Below are 19,979 nucleotides of genomic sequence, written 5' to 3'. Positions count from 1 at the left end.
TTGATATGCCAGGGGCGTTTGACTAGCCGGGGCTTTGCAGGGGAGTTCCATAAAACTTATTTCTTTCTTCTTAAGGCATTACTATTCGCGCAATGGCTTAAGATATTATGGCAGCTTAATTTCTTCCAGACATGCCTTTCCCATTACCATTGGCGCAATGGTTTTAATTATTATGGTAGATGAATTTAATTTCTTCCAGACATGCCTTTCCCATTGCCATTGGCGCAATGGCTTTAATTATTATGGTAGATGAATTTAATTTCTTCCAGACATGCCTTTCCCATTGCCGTTATCGCAACGGCTTAAGTAATGTCAGTTCACAATGAATTATGCAGTTGCTGCGCTATTCACCCCAGGCTGTGATTACCAGATGGCGGGCACCGCCCTGATTTCTGTGTTCGCATAAATAAATACCCTGCCATGTACCAAGTGCCAGTCGCCCGTGCCTGATGGGAACCATTACAGAACTCCCCAGCATAGACGCTTTCAAATGTGCGGGCATGTCATCGGGGCCTTCGTCGGTATGTCGGTAGTTGGGGTCCGATTCCGGTGCTACTTTATTGAAGTACATTTCGAAATCCACTCTTACAGTTGGATCAGCATTTTCATTGATTGTAAGAGAAGCGGAAGTATGCTGAATAAATACCTGTAGCATTCCCGTTCGGATATCAGAAAGCTGTGGAAGTGCCTGAACTATTTCGGGCGTAATAATATGAAAGCCTCGTTTCCTCTGGCTTAATTGAATAGAATTTTGAATGATTTTCATAAACCTGCGAATTAGGATGCAATTTACTGTATCCTCCAAATTCTATTTGTTTTATCATCAGTCAGCAATACCGAACCATCGTTTAATTGTAATAAGGCAACAGGTCGACCTTTCACAATCTTTTCCTTTTCGTTATACACGAAGCCAGTGAGAAAATCTTCTGGCGGCCCTGCGGGCATTCCGTCTTTAAACGGAACAAACAGGACTTTATATCCGCTTATGGGTTTTCGGTTCCAGGAACCATGTTGGGCAATAAATGCACCATTGTGGTATCGTTCAGGGAACTTGTTGCCGGTATAAAAGATCAGACCTAGAGAGGCGGTATGTGCTCCGAGGGTGAAATCGGGAACAACTACATTTGCGTTGGCATAGTCCGGATTTACTTTTACACGGGGATCGGGGCGTTTTCCATAATAGTAATAGGGCCAACCGTAGAAGCCACCATCTTTAATTCCAGTCATATAATCGGGAACAAGGTCGTTACCCATTTTATCGCGCTCGTTAACCACTGTCCACAAGGTATTGGTAGTTGGTTCCCAGGCCATTCCAACCGGATTTCTTAGTCCTGAGGCATAAATGCGTTGATTAGAACCGTCTGGGTTCATTTCTATAACCGTGGCACGTTGCACTTCATTTTCAATACCATCTTCTGCATGATCGGAGCCGGAGCCAATTGCTATATAAATTTTTGTTCCTGCAGGGTTAGCTATGATGTTGCGGGTCCAATGTATGTTATTTTTTCCGGCCGGGAAAGTGGCGATCTTTTGTCCGGCTGCCCGGATTATGGTATCACCGTTGTGATACGGAAAGCACCAAAGCGCATCAGTATTCGCAACATATAGTTTGTTATTGAGGAGTAATATCCCGAAAGGCTGGTTCAGATTGGAAAGGAAAGTAAATCTCTGGTCGGGGAAGCCGTCGTGATTTGTATCCCGCAGCAGGGTAATTCTATTACTACTTCGTTTCATGCTGTTGGATTTATTGGCACCAAGGACTACCGCACCGACTTTAGTAAAAAAAGAATGATTGCTATTAGCTTCAACCACCAGTACATCTCCATTGGGAAGTTGATATAAGGAGCGCGGATTTTGGAGGTTATCGGCGTATAGAGTAACACCCATTCCAAACGGGGCTTTAGGAGTTTCCCCGGGTTGCCATCCCATTACATAGCCATAGCCTCTGTAAGATTTGGTAGCAAATGGGGAAGGTAACTGTAAGGTATCCTGTGCATCTGCCAACAAGGAACTACCTAACAATAGGAGTGATAACAAACAATTTCTCATCAAATAAACTTTAATTTAGATACTACAATATCTAAGCCAGTACAAGGTTTCAAATAGCGGGTTCTGCTATATGCATTAAAAAATATTTAATTCGAAAACTGCGAATATTTGGTGTATCTTCATTGTTCCTGCCAACCTAAGAGTAATTATTTTAGAAGAAATGAAAATCCTTAACATTAAATTTTAACCATGGTTACACCACAGCAGGTAATGATCATAGATGATGATGCAGATGACAGGACATTTTTCCAAGAAGCGATTAGCAACATATCCCCTGTGATTGAGACAAAGGTTTTTTCCAGTGGCGTACAGGCGTTGGCGTTATTTGAAGAAAACAAGGTTTATACTCCGGATTATATTTTTCTGGATTTCAATATGCCTTTGATGAATGGCCGGGAATGTTTGGTAGAATTGAAAAAGATACTGCAACATCGTATGACAAAGATTGTCATATTGAGTACTTCAGATATGAAGGAAGATAGAGATGAAGCCTACAGATTAGGGGCTAAGCTATTTTTGACAAAACCCAACACCTTTCAGGAATTATGTAACATGCTGAAAGATGTGCTGGAAGGAAGCTGGCAAATGCTGTTTCCCTCCCAGCAGATCAGTAATGTTTAAACTATTTCAATTCAGTTTTATTGAACCTATTTCTATACTCCATAGGCGATAACCCTGTATTTTTCTTAAAGATATTTCTGAAGGCCTTTGTATCTGAATAGCCTACTTCATACATAATTTCATTGATATTTTTCAGACTGGTTTCGAAGCTTTTCTTTGCAGCCTCCATTTTCACGCGTTGGATATATTCTGTAACGGTGTTGCTGGTTGCTTTTTTAAATCTTCTTTCAAGACTTCGGCGCCCTACAGCAAATTTTTCTGCCAATTGCTCTACTGTAATTTTCTCGCCCCAGTTACTTTCTATAAAGTCCTGGGCCAAGAGCACAGATTCGTCCTGATGGGTGCGCTGACCCTTAAAAATGCTGAAAGTAGCCTGGTTATCTCTATCGATCTCAATTTCAAAGTATTTCGATAAAACGATGGCCATATCTCTGCTTACATATTTCTCAACCAGATAGATCAGTAAATTCCAGAATGAATTAGCACCACCGCTGGAATAAATTCCATTTTCATCAATAATAATTCTTTCAGAAACCAGTTCTACTTCCGGGAACATTTTATTGAAATCACCAACAGCACCCCAATGGGTTGCGCAACGCTTTCCCGCAAGCAAACCAGTACCAGCCAGTAAGAATGCTCCAACACATAAACTGGCCACTTCTGCACCATTTTGATTTCTTTGGTCAGCAATCCATTTTAAGAATGGTTCATTACTTTTCACTACTTCATTCCACTCTCCATTAACAGCCGGAATAACTATCAAATCTGGTTTATAGTCATCTGAAAGCTGAACATCTGGAGTTACTTTAAAAAAGTGATGATAAACTACCGGCTCTAAAGAGGTACCCATAAGTTTTACATGGAATAATGGGGATTGACCTGCTTGGGCTAGGAAATCATTTACTTTACTAAAACAAACTAAAGGGCCTTCTATGCAACTTAAAGCAACGGCCCCGCGGGGAACAATTATTGCAACTTGCTTCATAATTCAAATCTAAGAGAAAACATTATTAAATCAACAATCATTTTGTTCATTTTACACGCTTAGATTCATTATCCAATCAGCATTTTCTATCCTTTCTTTTGTAAACATCAGATTTCCAAAACGATAGCTAAATCCAATCATTAACTGTCTGCAATCCTCTCCTAAGTATACGATAATATAATCCATTGAAATCTCTGATACTACCCATCGATTACTATGAAATACATCATTAATACCAATTCGTACTATTGCTTTGTTCTTAAATAACGGTTATTGGATTATGGAATAGATAAAGATCGCTGGATTCCAACACTTTAAATCTGAAGAATAGTAAGTTGAAATTATTATTTGAGCAACCCTTTAATAACACAATTAAATGCCTGTTCCAGAATAGCGGGTGTTAATTCAAATTTTTTTCCATTTAAATCTCTTCCTTCTTTATGAAAGTTGATCAGGGAATATAATGGAGCAAAAGCTAAAGACCAATAGGTAACCAAGGCCATTTCTTCAATTACTCCATTGTCCATAGCTCCTTTAACATACTTTCCTATTGTTTTGGCATACTCCTCTGAAGTCACCTCCAGCATTTGCTCGCGGTAGGTTGAATTGGTTAACTGATCGAAAAAAAATGCAGATTGTGAATTTTCGAGATTAAATACAGCCCTGTTTTTCCATTGCAACCATAATGCATCTTTAAAGGGCATTGTGGGGTCAAAGCCATTCAAGGTAGCCCTAACCATTCTCAGTCCTTCTTCAATACTAATAGTGGTAATCAGATCTTCCTTGTCCTTATAATAAATATAAATCGTAGCAGGAGAAACACCTGCCGCCTTAGCCAACCGGTTAATACTGAAGTTCTCCAATCCTTCTTTAGCTATCATTTCAATAGCCCGCTCACGAATTGCCTGAACCTTATTTTCATCTCTGTACCGCATAGTTACAAATATAAAATAAATAGGTCAGGGAAGTAATTGTTGGAGGAAGCCCAAATAGCTTATATTATCCGTAATACCGTCATGTTGCTGATTTCGTAATACATACAAGTGATCTTCCTGCTTTAAATATGGTTTCAGTAATTCTGTAGAATTGCTACAGTTAATCACTTCATCAATATCTCCGTGAAAAACAGTTACCGGAGCTTTAATCTGCTTCAAATACTCCCAGGTTGGAAAGTGATACCTGATAAGAGCCTTTGGCAGAAAAGGGAAATGCTCTTTGGCCATTTGACTAAAACTATAGTAGGGAGCCAGAAGTATTAACTGCTTTGGATGATTTTTACTAACCAGGTTAGCTGCCAGACCTGTGCCCAGCGAATATCCTAATACTGTAATTTTATCTTCCGGATATATGTGCACGATGGAATCATAGGCCACCTGAATATCTTTATACAAAGTATTTTCATTAGAAATAGTTCCATTACTTTTACCATATCCTCTATAATCCAATAAAAAGACATCGTAATCTAAATCCAGATAGGGCTGCACTTTTTCACCCCAATTGCGAATAGAACCTCCATTGCCATGCAGATAAAACACACATCCTTTGGAGTTGGGTGTACGAAACAGTAACCCATTCAAGATAATTCCCTTATCAACAATAATACTTTTCTCTATAAACGGCTCATTGAATTGAAACTTATAGTCTTGTGGCAATTTCTCAGGAAAAAAAATAAGATGTTCCTGGAAGAAGTAAACCAATGTGCAAATCAAAATATACAATCCCAATAAGCTCAATGCTATTCTTTTGAACCACTTCATGTAATCATATTTACATATAAGTTAATGAAAATACTTCTTAAGAATAGCTTCTGACGTTAACATACCGGTTGTTGCATTCAGTGAATCGATCTTAGAAGTTTCCAACTTGGACAATTGGATAGTAGTAGTTTCCAACATTCTTTTCATGATGGGTTGTTTGGAAAGAGGAAGTGTATCTCTCAGATATTTCTCCATCATCAGATTAGCAATCGGAACTGCAAATGTGGCTCCTGTTCCTGCATTTTCAACAATTACGGCAATAGCAATTTTTGGATTATCTCTGGGTGCAAAGGCTACAAACACAGAATGATCTTTAAGGTCTACCGCTTTACCGTTCACAATTCCTCTGTTTTGTGCGGTTCCGGTTTTTCCGCATACCGCAATCCCATTCATCTGGGCTCCTCTCCCGGTTCCGTGTTCTATTACATCTTCCATTCCATAAATTACAGAGTGATATGCAGTATCCGAGATCTTAGCCACTGTATGCCTCTCTTTAAATTTCTTTAATAAGTCGGAGCTATCCAGATCTATAGATTCTACCAGGTGGGGCAGAAAATAAGAACCCTTATTGGCAATCAGGCACATAGCATTTGCCATCTGCAAGGGAGTAACTGCAACCTGGCCCTGGCCGATGCCTACGTATAGCTCTGAACAGGAGTTCCAGTTTCCGTTATATCTCTTATTTAAAACTGTAGTATCTGCAACAATACCGGGGCTTTCTCCGGGAATATCTATACCCAGCCTATGCCCCAGCCCAAATCGACTCATATACTCCTTCCATTTTGCATGGCCTTTTTTAACTCCTCCCCATTTACGGTCATCCACTTCCATCCGGTATAAATGCAGGAAATAGGAGTTACAGGAATGAGCCATGGCAGCACGTAAGTTGGCTGCATGACCGGCTTCACTATGCAAACATTTAATAAACTTACAGCTGGTATAACCACCATGGCAGGGGAAGCCAAAATCCGGAGTGATCAGCCCTTCATCCAGTGCAACTATGGCTGTTAAGGGCTTCATAGCGGAACCGGGTTGATAAGTTGCCTGAATACCTCTGTTTAAAAATGGCTCGGTAGGATCTACGAATAACTTACTTACGTTTTTGGTACGTGAACTTCCGGTAAGCAAATTTGGGTCAAAAACCGGTCCGCTCACCATCGCGAGAATACCACCGGTAGAAGGATCGATGGCTACAATACTGCCTATTTTATTGCGCATTAATTCTTCTCCCAATACCTGTAATTCAATATCCAGAGACAGACGAAGATTTTTTCCTGCGATTGCAGCGGTATCAAAGTCGCCATTTTCAAGGGCGCCTTGTGGCCTGTTCAGGTTATCCTTAATGATATATCGGGTACCTCTTTGCCCCATCAATACATCCTCATAAGTTTTTTCAAGACCGGTAAGACCTATATAGTCGCCCGACTGATAATCGCTGTATTTATCTGTTTTAAGCATCCCAGGAGAGATTTCTCCGATATAGCCTAATATATTAGCTGCTGCTTTATAGGGATAAGAACGAATAGGCCTTTGTACCAGTTCGAATCCTGCCTGAAATAAATACATGCTTTCCTGGAGACGGCTGAAAGTGGCGGCAGACAATAAGCCGGCAAATACGGAAGGCCTTACTCTCCCATTCCGTTTAACGGCATCGCCTATACGCTTAATAAATTCTTCCTTGTTAATTTCCAGGATCTCGCATAGGTAGCTGGTATCGATATTTTTTACCGCAGCCGGCGTTACTACCAAATCGTACAGGATATCGTTTCCCAGAATGCTTCTATTCTTTCTGTCAAAAATAATTCCCCGGCTAGGGTAGACTATTTTTTTTGTTACTGCATTGGCATCGGCTAAACGTTGGTATTTTTTCTCAACAATTTGGAGATAGGAAAGTCTGGCAATCAGGACCATGGCTAGTCCCAATATAATAAGCACGACTATGCGTCGTCTGGGTTGATTAAAAACTGACATTGGAAATGGCGAGGAAAAATTCGCTTTTGCAAAGCTATATAAAAATAAATATGAAGACTATTTATATAAATAATTTTTGATAAAAAAAATTAATGGCGCGGATATTGTTTCTAGTAAAAAAGAATAAGATTTCGGGATTCAGAAAATTTGCGAATTTTGCAATAGTTCATCCAACTGGCTCCCGTTTCATCAAAATTCATTTGCATGTTATTAAGTGCCAATAGAAACCTATTACCTTTGTTTAAGAAGCTGTCATATCAGATAATCGGGAATCCAAAAGATTTTCCGCTTGAAAACCGGATCTTCAATGCTATTTGTGCAATAGCTTTATTTATTATCGCCTTCAATGTACCATATAATTATCTGACTGGTCTGAAAATGACCTCTCTGATCTTTGGTATATTAGTTATTTCCTTTGCCGGGATTTACTACCTCTCGCGATTCCGAAATAAATTGACCATCAGCGTGGCATTGTCGGTAATTGTGGTGAATATACTTTTTGCCGTAAACTATTTTTACAGCGGAGGTATTCAGGGCGCTTCCCTATTATCTTTTACCCTGGCTTTCTTCCTGACAATGCTGATCAGTTCCCCCAGGCAATATACCTGGTGGTTACTACTAAATCTGGCTACGGTGGTTGGAGTAATCATATATGAATATTATCATCCCAGCTCAGTAGCAGCAGTTTATGCCACAAGAGAAGATTTGTTTGCCGACATGACTCCTACCTACATTACTGATGTGGTAGTAATTTTTGTAGGTACAATGTATCTCAAAAATGCCTACAGAAAGGAAAAGGAAAGAGGTGATGAAAAGAATAAATCGCTGGAGCTCATGAATGCTGAGAAGAGTAAATTATTTTCCCTCATCTCACATGACCTCCGGAATCCATTAGCATCAATCCAGAGTTATTTACAACTGATAAAGGAGATTGAGCTGGAGCCCAAAGATAAAGCCCAGATTGAAGCAGAGCTTTTATATGTGGTAAACAACACACAGGAAATGCTGTACAATATCCTGATGTGGTCTAAAACCCAGATGGATGGCCCTAATGTACATTTATCCAAAGTAAATGTTTCATATGCGATTCAGCCTATTCTGCAAATCAATAAACTGGCGGTTTCCAAGAAAAAGATATCATTGGAAACTTATATAGATGAAGAGATGGAAGTCCTGGCAGACCTTAACATGCTGCAATTGATTGTAAGAAACCTCCTTGGCAATGCCTCCAAGTTTACCCCTGCAGGTGGTACAATAGTAGTAAGAACCAGTGTTGTTGAGGGAAATTGCTTAATAGAAGTCAAGGATAGCGGGAATGGAATACATCAGCAGGAAGATATTTTTTCTCTGAAAGTCAGATCTACCTTTGGAACTGATAATGAAAAGGGGGTTGGAATGGGGCTTTTCCTTTGCCGGGAATATACCAATGCGCAGAATGGGAAAATCTGGTTTCAAAATAACCAGGAAGGTGGCAGCTCCTTCTACCTGGAACTGCCACTGGCCAATTAACTTTTAAAGGGGCGGGCCCGTAAGGCTGTCCAGGTATCATTTATAGATACACTGCTAACAACATCCAACTGAATAGTTTCGAAGGCCGCCCACACAGATTCTCGTTTAATATTGCTTTTCAGCTTTCCTCCTTTGGGATAACATGCCCAGAAGAAACAATCAGGTTTAGCATATGGAGCTACTTTTTTCAATAATGCTACCAATTCATCCTGCTCAATTGCAAACACCTGTACAAAGTCGTATTGTCCTTTTTTCGTTTTTTCAGGTTCCTTATCATAGGTAACCTCCCCGATCATATCCAGGTATTCGGCTGGTGCATTAACAATCAATGCATTTGCAGCCTTTATGAAATACAACTTTTTTAATACTGCTTCTCCCGACATATTTGATTTTGATTTAAAGGAGGAAGTTACAAAAACATTCCACCGGATGCTTCAATCCTTTGAGCAGTAATCCATCGGGCGTCTTCGGAGCAGAGGAAAGCAACTATACCACCAATATCGTCTGGTACTCCTGTTCTGCCAAGTGCCGTTTGGGATGTAATAAACTGGATGGCCTGAGGTGCATGCTCAAAAACAGACCTGGTGAAGTCGGTTTCGATAATACCCGGAGCTACCACGTTGGCGGTGATTCCGCGGCTCCCCACTTCTTTGGCCAGGTACCTGGTAAATACCTCAATACCCCCTTTCATTGCGGCGTATGCGGCATAACCGGGAGTAACGAATCTTGCCAGACCGGTAGAGAGATTGATAATTCTGCCATTATCTGCGATAAGTGGTAAGGCCTTTTGAGTAAGGAAGAAAACGCCTTTCAGATGCACATTACACAATTCATCGAATTGGGTTTCAGTAGTTTCGGGAATTAATGCCCGCCTGTCGATCCCCGCATTATTCACCAGGAAATCGAAACCCGATTTACCTGTAGTTTCCTGGAGATATTTACTGATTTCTGCGAAAAAGGAATCAAAAGATGATACATCTGCAGTATCCAGTTTGAATGCGGCACCGTTACTACCTGCTTTAGCGATCTCAGACAAAACAGCATTTGCATCGTCCTGATTGCTTTTATAGGTAATAATAATATCATGACCTTGCTGGGCTAATTTAAGGGCCATATTCTTTCCCAGGCCCCTGCTACCTCCGGTTACCAATGCTATTTTCTTTACAGCCATATTTTTATGATTTAGTGATACAAAGTTCCACTAAAGCGGCTATTAGGGTATGGTGACAGTTTAAGTAAAAATGGTGAGTGTTTAAGTTTTTTTGAGGTTAATATTGAAGTTAAGAAAAATTGGGCTTTCACGTTCAAGGGATAAAACCCGGTACCGACCATTAATTAGGTTCCTACTTGTTACTGGCAGGAATAGCAATCCAGCGCTTGCAATAATGGCCCTACAGATAAAGGGGAATATTTTTCATAATAAACCAAGTGTTTATTTGGTTTATTTAAAAAACCTCCTATCTTTGTACCGCTAGTATCAACTGAGTGTAGGCGTCACCGGGTAAGAGTAATATCCCGGACGGGATGATGCCTACATTGCCAGTTGTTTATACCACATGCAATAGCCCTTCTGCTACATGATCTCGTCGGTAGTCACAGGTATTTATTCACCTGAAACCAGTTTACATGAAAATCGCTGTTCTAATAGGAAGTATAAGACAAGGCCGTCAGTCTCATAAAATAGGCTATTATTTAAGTCAGCAATTAAATGATAAGCATCACGAAGTGGAAGTTTTAGATCTTGCCACTATCTCCTTACCCATGCTGGAAGAAAGAGTTGGCAAGCACCCACAGTTGCCCGATGCTGCATTAAAAATGAGTCACCAACTTCATACTGCGGATGCTATTATTTTGGTAACTCCCGAATATCACGGCAGCTTTTCAGGCGTATTAAAAAATGCAATGGATTACTTCTCCGCTGAATTTCACAAAAAAGTAATTGGAGTGGTAGGTGTAAGTGCAGGTAAATTCGGAGGTATCAACGCGGTACAACAGTTATCTCAGGTAGTCATAAATATTGGTGCCTATTGCGTTCCTACCAGGCTGCTGGTTCCTGAAATCTATGGTGCGTTTAACGAAAAACAGGAACTCGTAAATGAGCATACCCTACGCTCATCACAAAAATTCCTGGATGAGTTTGAATGGCTTGCCAGTGCCATCAACGGGAAAAAAATGGCCACTGCCTCTTAATTCAAAATAAGATCCCTCTCTATACAGAACGTAAATAGGAAGTAAACATTACTTATATGTTATGCTTTCTATTACGTTCTTTGTTTTTTAACAGATGACCGTATAAAAATTTATATCTTGGGAAATAATATACAATATTTGCTTCCCGAATACGTCTCATTGTGAATACCCAATTTATAAGTTGAAAAGATGAAACAAAAAAAACCTGGTTTATTCAGTTTGTTACGACCATACAGGACCATGGTCTTACTCCTGATAACATTTACATTACTTAGTAGTGGGATAAATATAATTCTTCCTAAAATTATTGGAAACAGTATTGATGCTTATGAAAAACATAATTTTCAATTAACACCCATCCTGGTTACTTTTCTTTCAGCAGTGGTATGCATTCTGCTTTTCACCTACCTCCAAAATATACTGCAGGTAAGGTTGTCTGAGAAAGTGGCTTTGGAATTAAGGAATAAAATTGCTGAAAAGATCTCCACCCAGAGTTATGCCTGGGTAGAGCAGGCCAACCCTTCCCGATTACTTACCAATCTGATTGCAGATGTTGATAGCATCAAACTATACGTATCGCAGGCTATTGTTTCATTAATCTCATCCGTCTTCATTATTGTTGGTGTTAGTGTACTGCTATTAACCATCAACTGGAAATTAGGACTGATAATTATTGCCATAGTACCAATCATAGGTATAACCTTCTTCCTGGTATTACGAAAAGTGCGTGCCTTATTTATAAAAGCCAGAGAAGTAATGGACTGGTTGAATAAGGTAATTAATGAAAGCATCTTAGGTGCTGCCATCATCAGGGTAGTGAACAGCCAGCAACTCGAAGAGGGAAAATTTGTGGAAGCCAATACCAAAGCAATGAACTTTGGTATTTCGATCGTGAAACTCTTTGCAGGTCTGATGCCCATCATCACTTTTTCGGCAAGTATGGGTACCGTTGCTATTTTGCTGATTGGTGGTCATTTCGTGATTGTAGATTCAATGACACTGGGAGATTTTACTGCATTCAGTACCTACCTGGCTTTGCTTATATTCCCTATTATCCTGATTGGATTTATGAGCAATATTATCGCACAGGCAACTGCCTCCTATCAACGCATCAGTAATGTACTGGAGCTTCCGGATACCATGCCGGCAGGTAATATCAGCGAAACCATCAAAGGAAATATCTCTTTTAAGAATGTAAGTCTCAGTTATGGCGAAAGACCAATTCTAAAAAATATTTCTTTCGACATTGCGGCAGGAAGTAAAGTAGCCATTATCGGACCTACCGCCGCAGGCAAAACACAGCTATTATACCTGCTCACCGGACTAATTCAGCCTACCTCCGGAGAGGTGCTGGTAGATCAGCATCCGGTAATTGATTTTAATAATGAGGCTTATCACCGCCAGGTTGGACTGGTATTTCAGGATAGCATCATTTTTAATATGAGCATCAGAGAAAATATTGCCTTCAATGAAAGTGTTACGGAAATTGATATGGAGAAGGCTATAAATACTGCTGAATTATCTGCTTTCATTAATACATTGCCGGAAAAACTTGATTCAGTGGTTTCTGAACGCGGTACCAGCCTTTCCGGCGGTCAGAAACAAAGAATAATGCTGGCAAGAGCCCTGGCTATTAAGCCAACTGTATTATTATTGGATGACTTTACCGCCAGGGTAGACACTAATACGGAAAAGAAAATTCTTAAAAATGTAGAAACGGCATACCCTGGGATTACACTGGTATCGGTAACTCAGAAAATTGATGCCGTAACTAATTACGATAAAATTATTCTCTTAATGCAAGGAGAAATAGTTGCTATAGGTACACACCATGAACTGATGCATAGCAGCCCAGAATATATACAGATCTATAACTCCCAGCAAAGCACCAGCAACTATGAATTACAATCTTAATAATAATATAAATAAAGGCCAGCGTGCTTCTAATTATACAGCATTTAAGAATTTGCTGCAACTGATCACTCATGAAAAGAAGAATCTGTTGCTGGCATTCGGTGCTATTCTTTTAAATGCATTGCTCAACTTAATGGGGCCGCTACTGGTCAGCTATGCAGTGGATCATTTCATTGTAAAAAAGAACTACCATGGCCTCATACTTTGTACCAGTGTTCTGATAGGCATGTATTTGATTGCCCTGTTTACCAGCTATTTTCAAACCAAGCTAATGGGCCGGGTGGGGCAACGTACACTTTTCACACTACGCAATGCCATCTTCTTTAAAATTCAGCAGTTACCTGTTGCCTTCTTTAATCAGAATAAAGCCGGTGACCTTATTTCGCGGGTAAACAATGATACCGATAAGTTGAATCAATTCTTTTCTCAGGCATTAATGCAGTTTATCGGCAGCCTTGCCGGCATGATAGGTGCAGGTATCTTCCTGATTTCCCTCAACTTCAAAATGGGCCTGGTTACTTTGTTTCCTGCCCTGATTATATTAATTTTTACCAGGATACTTTCCCCTTGGGTGAAAAGGAAAAATGCTATCAACCTGAAAACAGTGGGGGCATTAAGTGCTGAAATTCAGGAAAGCCTGGGCAACTTCAAAGCAATAGTTGCGTTTAACCGTCGCGATTACTTCAGGAAGCGCTTCAGTGAGGCCAACAACAACAACTATCAAACTGCTACTAGTGCTGGTATTGCCAATAACATTTACCTTCCATTTTACTCAATGTGTTCCAGCATTGCGCAACTACTGGTTTTGGTAATTGGTGTTTACCTGATTACACAAGGAGAATTTACTATAGGACTGGTATTGGCCTATCTCGGATATGCAAACTATTTCTATTCTCCGTTGCGTCAACTTGCTACTTTATGGGCCAATTTCCAGGTAGCGATGGCAGGATGGGATAGGATTTCAGAGATTCTGAATTTAGAATCAGATCTTGAAATTATTCCTAAAAAAGAAGTAACTCCTGCTTCAACTGCCCTGGTTGAATTTCGCAATGTACATTTTGGCTATCCTGAAGGCAAGGAAATTTTACATAACATCAATCTCAATCTGGAACCAGGTAAAACCTATGCATTAGTAGGACCTACAGGTGGAGGTAAAACAACCACTGCTTCACTGATAGCCAGATTATACGATCCAACCCAGGGTGTCGTTTTACTTTCGGGTCGTGATATTCGTAGCTATAGCAATGAAGAGCGAACCAATAAAATTGGTTTTATTCTCCAGGAGCCGTTTCTGTTTACAGGCACCATTAAAGAAAACATTTTGTATGGCAACATTGCTTATCAGAATGCTTCCAATGAAGAGCTACTCAATGTTATAAAAGCCAGCAATCTCGAAAAACTACTTGCCATCTTCGAACAAGGGTTGGATACCAAAGTAGTAGGTGGCGGAGAAGGTATCAGTCTTGGTCAAAAGCAGATCATTGCTTTTATGAGAGCGGTATTAAGAAAACCAGACCTCCTGATCCTCGATGAAGCTACTGCGAATATCGACACAGTAACAGAACAATTGCTGGAAGAAATCCTACAAAAACTCCCTACCACAACCACTAAGGTGATCATTGCCCATAGGCTTAATACAATTGAAAATGCCGATGAGATCTACTTTGTAAACTCGGGTGAAGTGGTAAAAGCTGGCAGCCTTCAGAATGCTATGGAAAAGATTATGGAAGGATCTAGAGAAAGTTAGTATTTTAGGTAGATGAAATACTATATCCCTTTCCTGCTGTGCCTTTGCAGTTGTTTCGCGCTTAAAGCTCAATCTGTTCCTGAAGTTGATAGTGCGGTAACTGCATTTATGCAGCGTTATCAGGTTCCCGGGATGGCTATCGCCATCACCCACCATGGAAAACTGATTTACAGTAAGGGATATGGATTTGCAGATACAATCAATCATATTCGAGCTACTCCAAATAACCTTTTCAGAATCGCCAGCGTATCTAAAAGTATCACGGCTGTTGCGATTCTGAAATTGGTGGAAGCCGGCAAATGTTCACTTGCCGATAAGGTATTCGGAGAAAAGGCAATTCTGGGCACGAGATACGGGCATCAACCTTATAACAAACAATTACAGGAAATTACTATAAAACAACTACTTCAACATACTTCCGGTGGCTGGGGTAACAATAGTAACGATCCTATGTTTTCTCATCCTAAAATGAGCGCTGATGAATTAATTAGCTGGACGATTGACCACCAACCTCTCCAACACCCACCCGGCACTGTATATGACTATTCAAATTTTGGCTATTGCATCCTGGGAAGAATTATTGAAAAACTCAGTAAGCAAAGTTATGAAAGCTATGTGCAGCAGGCAGTTCTTAAGCCATGTGGCATCAGCACTATGCAGATAGGAGGTAATACCCTGCAGAATAAACGTAAGGACGAGGTCATCTATTATGGTCAGAATGCCGAACAGCCATACATCTATAATATCACAAGAATGGATGCTCACGGAGGTTGGATAGCCTCGGCAAATGACTTAGCAAAATTTTTGGTGCAGATAGATGGATTTCCAAACCCCAAAGATATACTGACTGCTGCCAGCATCAGTGCTTTAACAACAGGATCAGCTGCTAACAGCGGATATGCTTTAGGGTTGGCCGTTAATCCTTACAATAATTGGTGGCATTCCGGTTCATTGCCGGGTACAGCTTCAGAAATTATTCGTGGCCATAATGAGTTCAATTGGGTAATGCTTTGTAATACCCGTACCGATGGTGCTTTCTTCAATGACCTGGATGGCTTATTATGGAAAGCCGTAAATGATCCTAAAACACCCTGGCCTACACTGGATTTATTTATTCAGTAAAGACTTCCCTGCTTTTTGCCCTACCCACATAATGGCATCTTCATACATTTTGTTTTGCACTGAATCTGTAAAAATTTTATCTCCATGCCCCATGTTAATATATAGCATATGGAATTTTTTGTTAGTCCATACGACAGGAATATCTCCAAAGGTCAGTAGATTTTTCCTTCCCAATGGGTAATTAGAGGGATCTAAAGTTACCAATACCTGAATATCTTTTTGTTCTCTTGGGCTTGGAATCCATTGATACCATTCATTGGCAGGGCTTACATAATCGGCAGGCAGGTGGCGGGTCACCTGGTGCCTGGTTGGTTCTACGTGTAACCGTGCAGGTAATGGGGGCCAGTTATTGTTATGAAAAACTGCTCCACCCATAAATTGTACAAACCAGGGCCATTGTGTATACTTATCGTTATACCCGGCAACATGAAAACCAATCCATCCTCCACCCTTCTCCATATATTCTGTAAATCCATTTCGTTGCTCCGCGGTGGTAGGAAAAAAATTCAACCATAAAACCACTTCATATTTCTTCAGGTCAGCAGGATTCATTCTCGACCAATCGGTGGTTGTATCAAATTGGAAATGTCGTTCTGTGGCCAGGTGTTTATAAAACGAGATGGCATCCCTGGCAAAATCCACGTGATCTGGTTCTACACGGGTATTATAAAATGCCAATACTCTGAATAATGGAGACTGGGCTACTACTTTAGAATTGCTGGTTAAACATAAAATAAGACATAGGAGTATTTTCATTGTGCTGCTCATAACTATGGATTTGGTGTTTTATAGGGTAAAAAGGGGCCTGCGGAGCAAGCCCCGAACTATCAACGGTGAGTAAAAAATGAGTTTTGCTGCTTTTAGTTAGCCGCCCATGAAATGGCGTTTTCTACTAATCTGGTATAAGTTGAGTTATTGAATAACCACGGACCATGGCCCATGAAAATGTATAAATTCTTTGCTTTGTACTGGTTGTTAGACCAAACCACCGGATGGTCGCCCATTTTCACATCAGAAGCGGGCTGGTAGCTGGCTTCATCTACACTGGCCAGCACCTGCACATTAGCCCTTGGGCTTTTATCATAGGTGTACCATTCTTCTTTACTGATTTGAAAATTTTTATCTATTCCTTTCATTACAGGATGCTGGTTATTTTCTACTATAACCTTTGCATCTGCAAATCCGGCGATATAGTTTTTAAACCTAATACCACCCATGAAAGCCGAAAACCATTGCCACATAGGATATCCGTCAAATTCTCCCAGTAAGGTAGCATGATGAAACCCTATCCAACCTTTCTTTCCATCATTTATATAATGCTCAAAAGCCTTTGCAGCTTCGGGTTTCCAGGCATAAGGAGGATAATCGAGCTGAATGAATAACTTATATTTTTTCAGATAATTATCATTGATGGAATCTGTGTTGTTGATAAAATCGAAGTTGATGTTTTTTGTCTCCCCCAATTTATTCAGCCATACTCTGGCAGTTTTTGAAAAGGCAACATGGTGACCGCCATTTTCATACAATACCAAAGCAGTAAAGGATGGATGTGGGTTATGTACACTAAATGAATTATTGATTTCATCGAGCAGGTATTCTTTTTCATCACTGGAATACTCCCAGAACATTACCCCACCCATTTTGTTGGCTTTCACATAATCGCATTTTGCCTGAACAGATCTCTCGTCATCATAGGTCAGAAACTCCCTGGTAGAGGGATTGAACATATACGGAGCTTTAGCCTGATCATCCCAGTAGGCTTTATAACCATTCTTATTGATCATACTATCTTTCATAAACGTATAGCCACGACCAAACGACTGTTTTACAATTTTATCTCCCAGTCCGGTTCCGGTGCTATCTTCAACAATAAATCTACGGCTATAAAATGCAAGGCCCATTACCAGTTTTTCGATTGGCACTCCTGCTGCAACATAAGCCTTAACAGCACGATCGGCCGACAGTCCATCCGGATTCACAGCGGAAGCATATAAGCAGGTATGATGTCCGGCAACTTTACTTGAGTAAATATCGTAGGTCATCAGGTTTACATAGTCGAGATACTGTTGTGCCTTGCCCATTTCGGTAGTTTCCAGGAATTGTGGGAAACCTCCGGTTGCTGTAGTAAGAAGAAGTTTGCGCTTTGTCTTTTTCTCCAGCTTATTCAATTCTTTACGAAGTTCGGCAAACATCAATGTAAAGTTCTGTTTGTCTTCCGGTCTGTAAACATTTCCTTCTTCACCCGGGCGACCTGGGTATTCCCAGTCGATATCCACTCCATCTATTCCATATTTTCTTACTATATCTACAGCACTTGCAGCAAAGGCTTTACGGCTGGTATCTGTTAGTACAGCATCTGAGAAATTTTCGCTCCACGACCATCCGCCCAATGAGATCAGGATTTTGAGATCGGGATTTTTTTGTTTAAGTTGATTTAATAAACGGAGATTTATTGTATCTGTTTTCAGATTGCTCAGTACAGCACGGTTAGCAATTACATTTACAAAGGCATAGTTGATATGCGTTAGTTTGCTGGCTGCTATTTTTTCAACATTTACCAATCCTCTGTATCCGCCTACATACCCAATGACAACGGGTTTTCCCTGCCCTCCGGGCTTCTTTGATGTAGCCTGGAGAGCAGTAGCGTTGAGGAAAACCGTGAGTAGCATTAAAAAACAGATACCTCCTTTTTTTGGTGAATGCAAATACTTCATAATTTCTTTTTAATAGATTAATTGTTAGATTTTTAAACGTAAGTGTTTCTTTTCCATCCATCCAACTACCATAATCAAAACAAAAGCAACAACAAACGAACGCAGAATACCTCCAATGCCGGTATTAAACCAATGAGGGTACCACAAATGAGATAAACTCATGAGGCTATATAATAAATAAGGCATCAGATAACAGGTAAGAGTACTGGTTCCGGCTGGCTTAATCCATTTAAACCATTTTACTTTCCCTTTTATATCTACCAAATAAATTAATAATTCAAAAATGATCACTGCAAGACCGCCACAAATAAGAACCCAGGCTGGTGTGCTTCTGATTTTGGAAATACCATCAGTATATGGCCTAAGTATCAATCCAGCCAGGATAGCGCCTGTACCGATCAATGCAAATACAATCCAAAGCTGATTCAATTTATTTGCAGTACGGTAATGATGATAAAGGGCTCCAATGAAAGCACCTCCCATCACCAGGGTTACTGAAGAAGCATCCCCCAAAGGCCAGATATAAATGCTTAACCATCTGCCATGATCACCAATATTGATTCCAAGGAACAACAACAACAGTACGCCTGTCAATATAAGATTACCTCTTATCAATAAGTATAAGGTTGCACTGATCAGATACGCCCAACCGATAATTCCTAAAATTCCGCCCCACGACAATCTCATTCCCCGGATTCCTGATCCGTGTTCCCCGGTATATAAAACAGCCATTAGTATAAGTAGGGCGATCCCGCTTCCTTTAAATACAACCTGCAACGATTTAGAGACAGTTGATGGATAATCGAGCCATATCAGAAAGAAGCTAATTGTTATGATCAATTCCCAAATTGCATGAGGAAGAACTGCCTGATCGCTGTAGCTTTCGAGATTGACATGGAAAAAGCCCATGACAATTAAAGCCAGAGATCTTAATATTATATGAGATTCAATTCTAATAAAGCTTTCCTGTTTTTTTAAACGGTTACCAATCGCTATAGGCATAGATAATCCGACAATAAACAGGAAGGTAGGAAATACAGTATCAGCGAATCCTAATCCATCTGCTCTCCCGCTTACATGGTCTATCCATTTTGGAATATTACTGACCCCACTCACATCATTTACAAAGATCATCAGTAACATAGTGATAGCCCGGAAAGCATCGATCGATAATTGTCGGCTTGGCTTATTGGGAATACTCATGGAATTATAGAATTTTGGTTGTGGCACAGGATTCAGTCAGCAACGTGGAAATAGCAATAAACGGCCTTAACAAATATCTGAATTTAAACAATCAACTACTACTTTTTCACCTTAACAACTCTACTACTACTATTGATAATCAATATTTTTTACTACTACATCACCACTACAAACCGGATATTGACAACTATAGGTTA

17 protein-coding genes are annotated in these 19,979 nt (G+C 40.1%); 6 read left to right on the top strand and 11 right to left on the bottom strand.

The window, feature by feature from the left end; translation table 11 throughout:
* Window positions 1-343: 343 nt before the first annotated feature.
* Window positions 344-766 (bottom strand): secondary thiamine-phosphate synthase enzyme YjbQ, encoded by a 423-nt coding sequence (locus DVR12_RS00730; RefSeq protein ID WP_116973539.1) that lies wholly within the window; start codon window positions 764-766, stop codon window positions 344-346.
* A 23-nt stretch (window positions 767-789) separates the two neighbouring features.
* Window positions 790-2,049 carry a PQQ-dependent sugar dehydrogenase gene (locus tag DVR12_RS00725; RefSeq protein ID WP_116973538.1) on the bottom strand — a complete coding sequence of 420 codons (1,260 nt, stop codon included), beginning with the start codon at window positions 2,047-2,049 and terminating at the stop codon, window positions 790-792.
* Window positions 2,050-2,238: 189 nt separating this feature from the next.
* On the opposite strand from DVR12_RS00725, the gene DVR12_RS00720 reads away from it, so the two are divergent.
* Window positions 2,239-2,670 carry a response regulator gene (locus DVR12_RS00720; protein WP_116973537.1) on the top strand — a complete coding sequence of 144 codons (432 nt, stop codon included), beginning with the start codon at window positions 2,239-2,241 and terminating at the stop codon, window positions 2,668-2,670.
* 1 nt (window position 2,671) lies between these two features.
* Here the strand turns inward: DVR12_RS00720 and DVR12_RS00715 are convergent, their stop codons facing one another.
* The 4 genes from DVR12_RS00715 to mrdA form a co-directional block, all read right to left on the bottom strand.
* The gene (locus DVR12_RS00715; protein ID WP_116973536.1) at window positions 2,672-3,655 is read right to left on the bottom strand and encodes a GlxA family transcriptional regulator; all 984 of its coding nucleotides are present in this window, start codon (window positions 3,653-3,655) and stop codon (window positions 2,672-2,674) included.
* Between the two features lie 344 nt (window positions 3,656-3,999).
* On the bottom strand, window positions 4,000-4,590 hold the full coding sequence (locus tag DVR12_RS00710) for a TetR/AcrR family transcriptional regulator (RefSeq protein ID WP_116973535.1): 591 nt from the start codon (window positions 4,588-4,590) through the stop codon (window positions 4,000-4,002).
* A 24-nt stretch (window positions 4,591-4,614) separates the two neighbouring features.
* A complete protein-coding gene (locus DVR12_RS00705) occupies window positions 4,615-5,412 on the bottom strand; it encodes an alpha/beta hydrolase (RefSeq protein ID WP_116973534.1) in 798 nt (265 codons plus the stop codon).
* 21 nt (window positions 5,413-5,433) lie between these two features.
* Complete coding sequence (gene mrdA, locus DVR12_RS00700; RefSeq protein ID WP_233522105.1) at window positions 5,434-7,347, bottom strand: penicillin-binding protein 2; 1,914 nt, start codon at window positions 7,345-7,347, stop codon at window positions 5,434-5,436.
* Between the two features lie 240 nt (window positions 7,348-7,587).
* On the opposite strand from mrdA, the gene DVR12_RS00695 reads away from it, so the two are divergent.
* Window positions 7,588-8,892, top strand: a complete 1,305-nt coding sequence (locus tag DVR12_RS00695; protein WP_116973532.1) for a sensor histidine kinase — start codon at window positions 7,588-7,590, stop codon at window positions 8,890-8,892.
* Here DVR12_RS00695 and DVR12_RS00690 read toward each other — a convergent pair.
* Both DVR12_RS00690 and DVR12_RS00685 read right to left on the bottom strand, forming a co-directional pair.
* Window positions 8,889-9,275 (bottom strand): hypothetical protein, encoded by a 387-nt coding sequence (locus DVR12_RS00690; protein ID WP_116973531.1) that lies wholly within the window; start codon window positions 9,273-9,275, stop codon window positions 8,889-8,891. The two genes, DVR12_RS00695 and DVR12_RS00690, sit on opposite strands and share 4 nt — an antisense overlap.
* A 26-nt stretch (window positions 9,276-9,301) precedes the next feature.
* Window positions 9,302-10,063, bottom strand: a complete 762-nt coding sequence (locus DVR12_RS00685; protein ID WP_116973530.1) for an SDR family NAD(P)-dependent oxidoreductase — start codon at window positions 10,061-10,063, stop codon at window positions 9,302-9,304.
* Between the two features lie 455 nt (window positions 10,064-10,518).
* Here DVR12_RS00685 and DVR12_RS00680 point away from each other — a divergent pair, with 455 nt between their 5' ends.
* From DVR12_RS00680 to DVR12_RS00665, 4 genes are all read left to right on the top strand, one after another.
* On the top strand, window positions 10,519-11,082 hold the full coding sequence (locus tag DVR12_RS00680) for an NADPH-dependent FMN reductase (protein ID WP_116973529.1): 564 nt from the start codon (window positions 10,519-10,521) through the stop codon (window positions 11,080-11,082).
* Between the two features lie 189 nt (window positions 11,083-11,271).
* Window positions 11,272-12,996 carry an ABC transporter ATP-binding protein gene (locus DVR12_RS00675; RefSeq protein WP_116973528.1) on the top strand — a complete coding sequence of 575 codons (1,725 nt, stop codon included), beginning with the start codon at window positions 11,272-11,274 and terminating at the stop codon, window positions 12,994-12,996.
* Complete coding sequence (locus DVR12_RS00670) at window positions 12,980-14,743, top strand: ABC transporter ATP-binding protein (protein WP_116973527.1); 1,764 nt, start codon at window positions 12,980-12,982, stop codon at window positions 14,741-14,743. Before DVR12_RS00675 ends, DVR12_RS00670 begins: the two co-directional genes overlap by 17 nt.
* Window positions 14,744-14,755: 12 nt before the next feature.
* On the top strand, window positions 14,756-15,865 hold the full coding sequence (locus tag DVR12_RS00665) for a serine hydrolase domain-containing protein (RefSeq protein WP_116973526.1): 1,110 nt from the start codon (window positions 14,756-14,758) through the stop codon (window positions 15,863-15,865).
* Here the strand turns inward: DVR12_RS00665 and DVR12_RS00660 are convergent.
* From DVR12_RS00660 to DVR12_RS00650, 3 genes are all read right to left on the bottom strand, one after another.
* Entirely contained in the window at window positions 15,851-16,633 is a 783-nt protein-coding gene (locus DVR12_RS00660; protein ID WP_199417010.1) for a ThuA domain-containing protein, read from the bottom strand. The genes DVR12_RS00665 and DVR12_RS00660 overlap by 15 nt on opposite strands.
* Window positions 16,634-16,725: 92 nt before the next feature.
* Window positions 16,726-18,579: a glycosyl hydrolase family 18 protein gene (locus tag DVR12_RS27715; protein ID WP_199417009.1), complete on the bottom strand. Its 1,854-nt coding sequence runs from the start codon at window positions 18,577-18,579 to the stop codon at window positions 16,726-16,728.
* 24 nt (window positions 18,580-18,603) lie between these two features.
* Window positions 18,604-19,782 (bottom strand): DUF5009 domain-containing protein, encoded by a 1,179-nt coding sequence (locus tag DVR12_RS00650; protein ID WP_116973525.1) that lies wholly within the window; start codon window positions 19,780-19,782, stop codon window positions 18,604-18,606.
* Window positions 19,783-19,979: the final 197 nt, after the last annotated feature.

The organism is Chitinophaga silvatica, assembly GCF_003419895.1.
GTDB classification, from domain to species: domain Bacteria; phylum Bacteroidota; class Bacteroidia; order Chitinophagales; family Chitinophagaceae; genus Chitinophaga; species Chitinophaga silvatica.
This window is presented reverse-complemented; position numbering and strand designations above follow the sequence as displayed.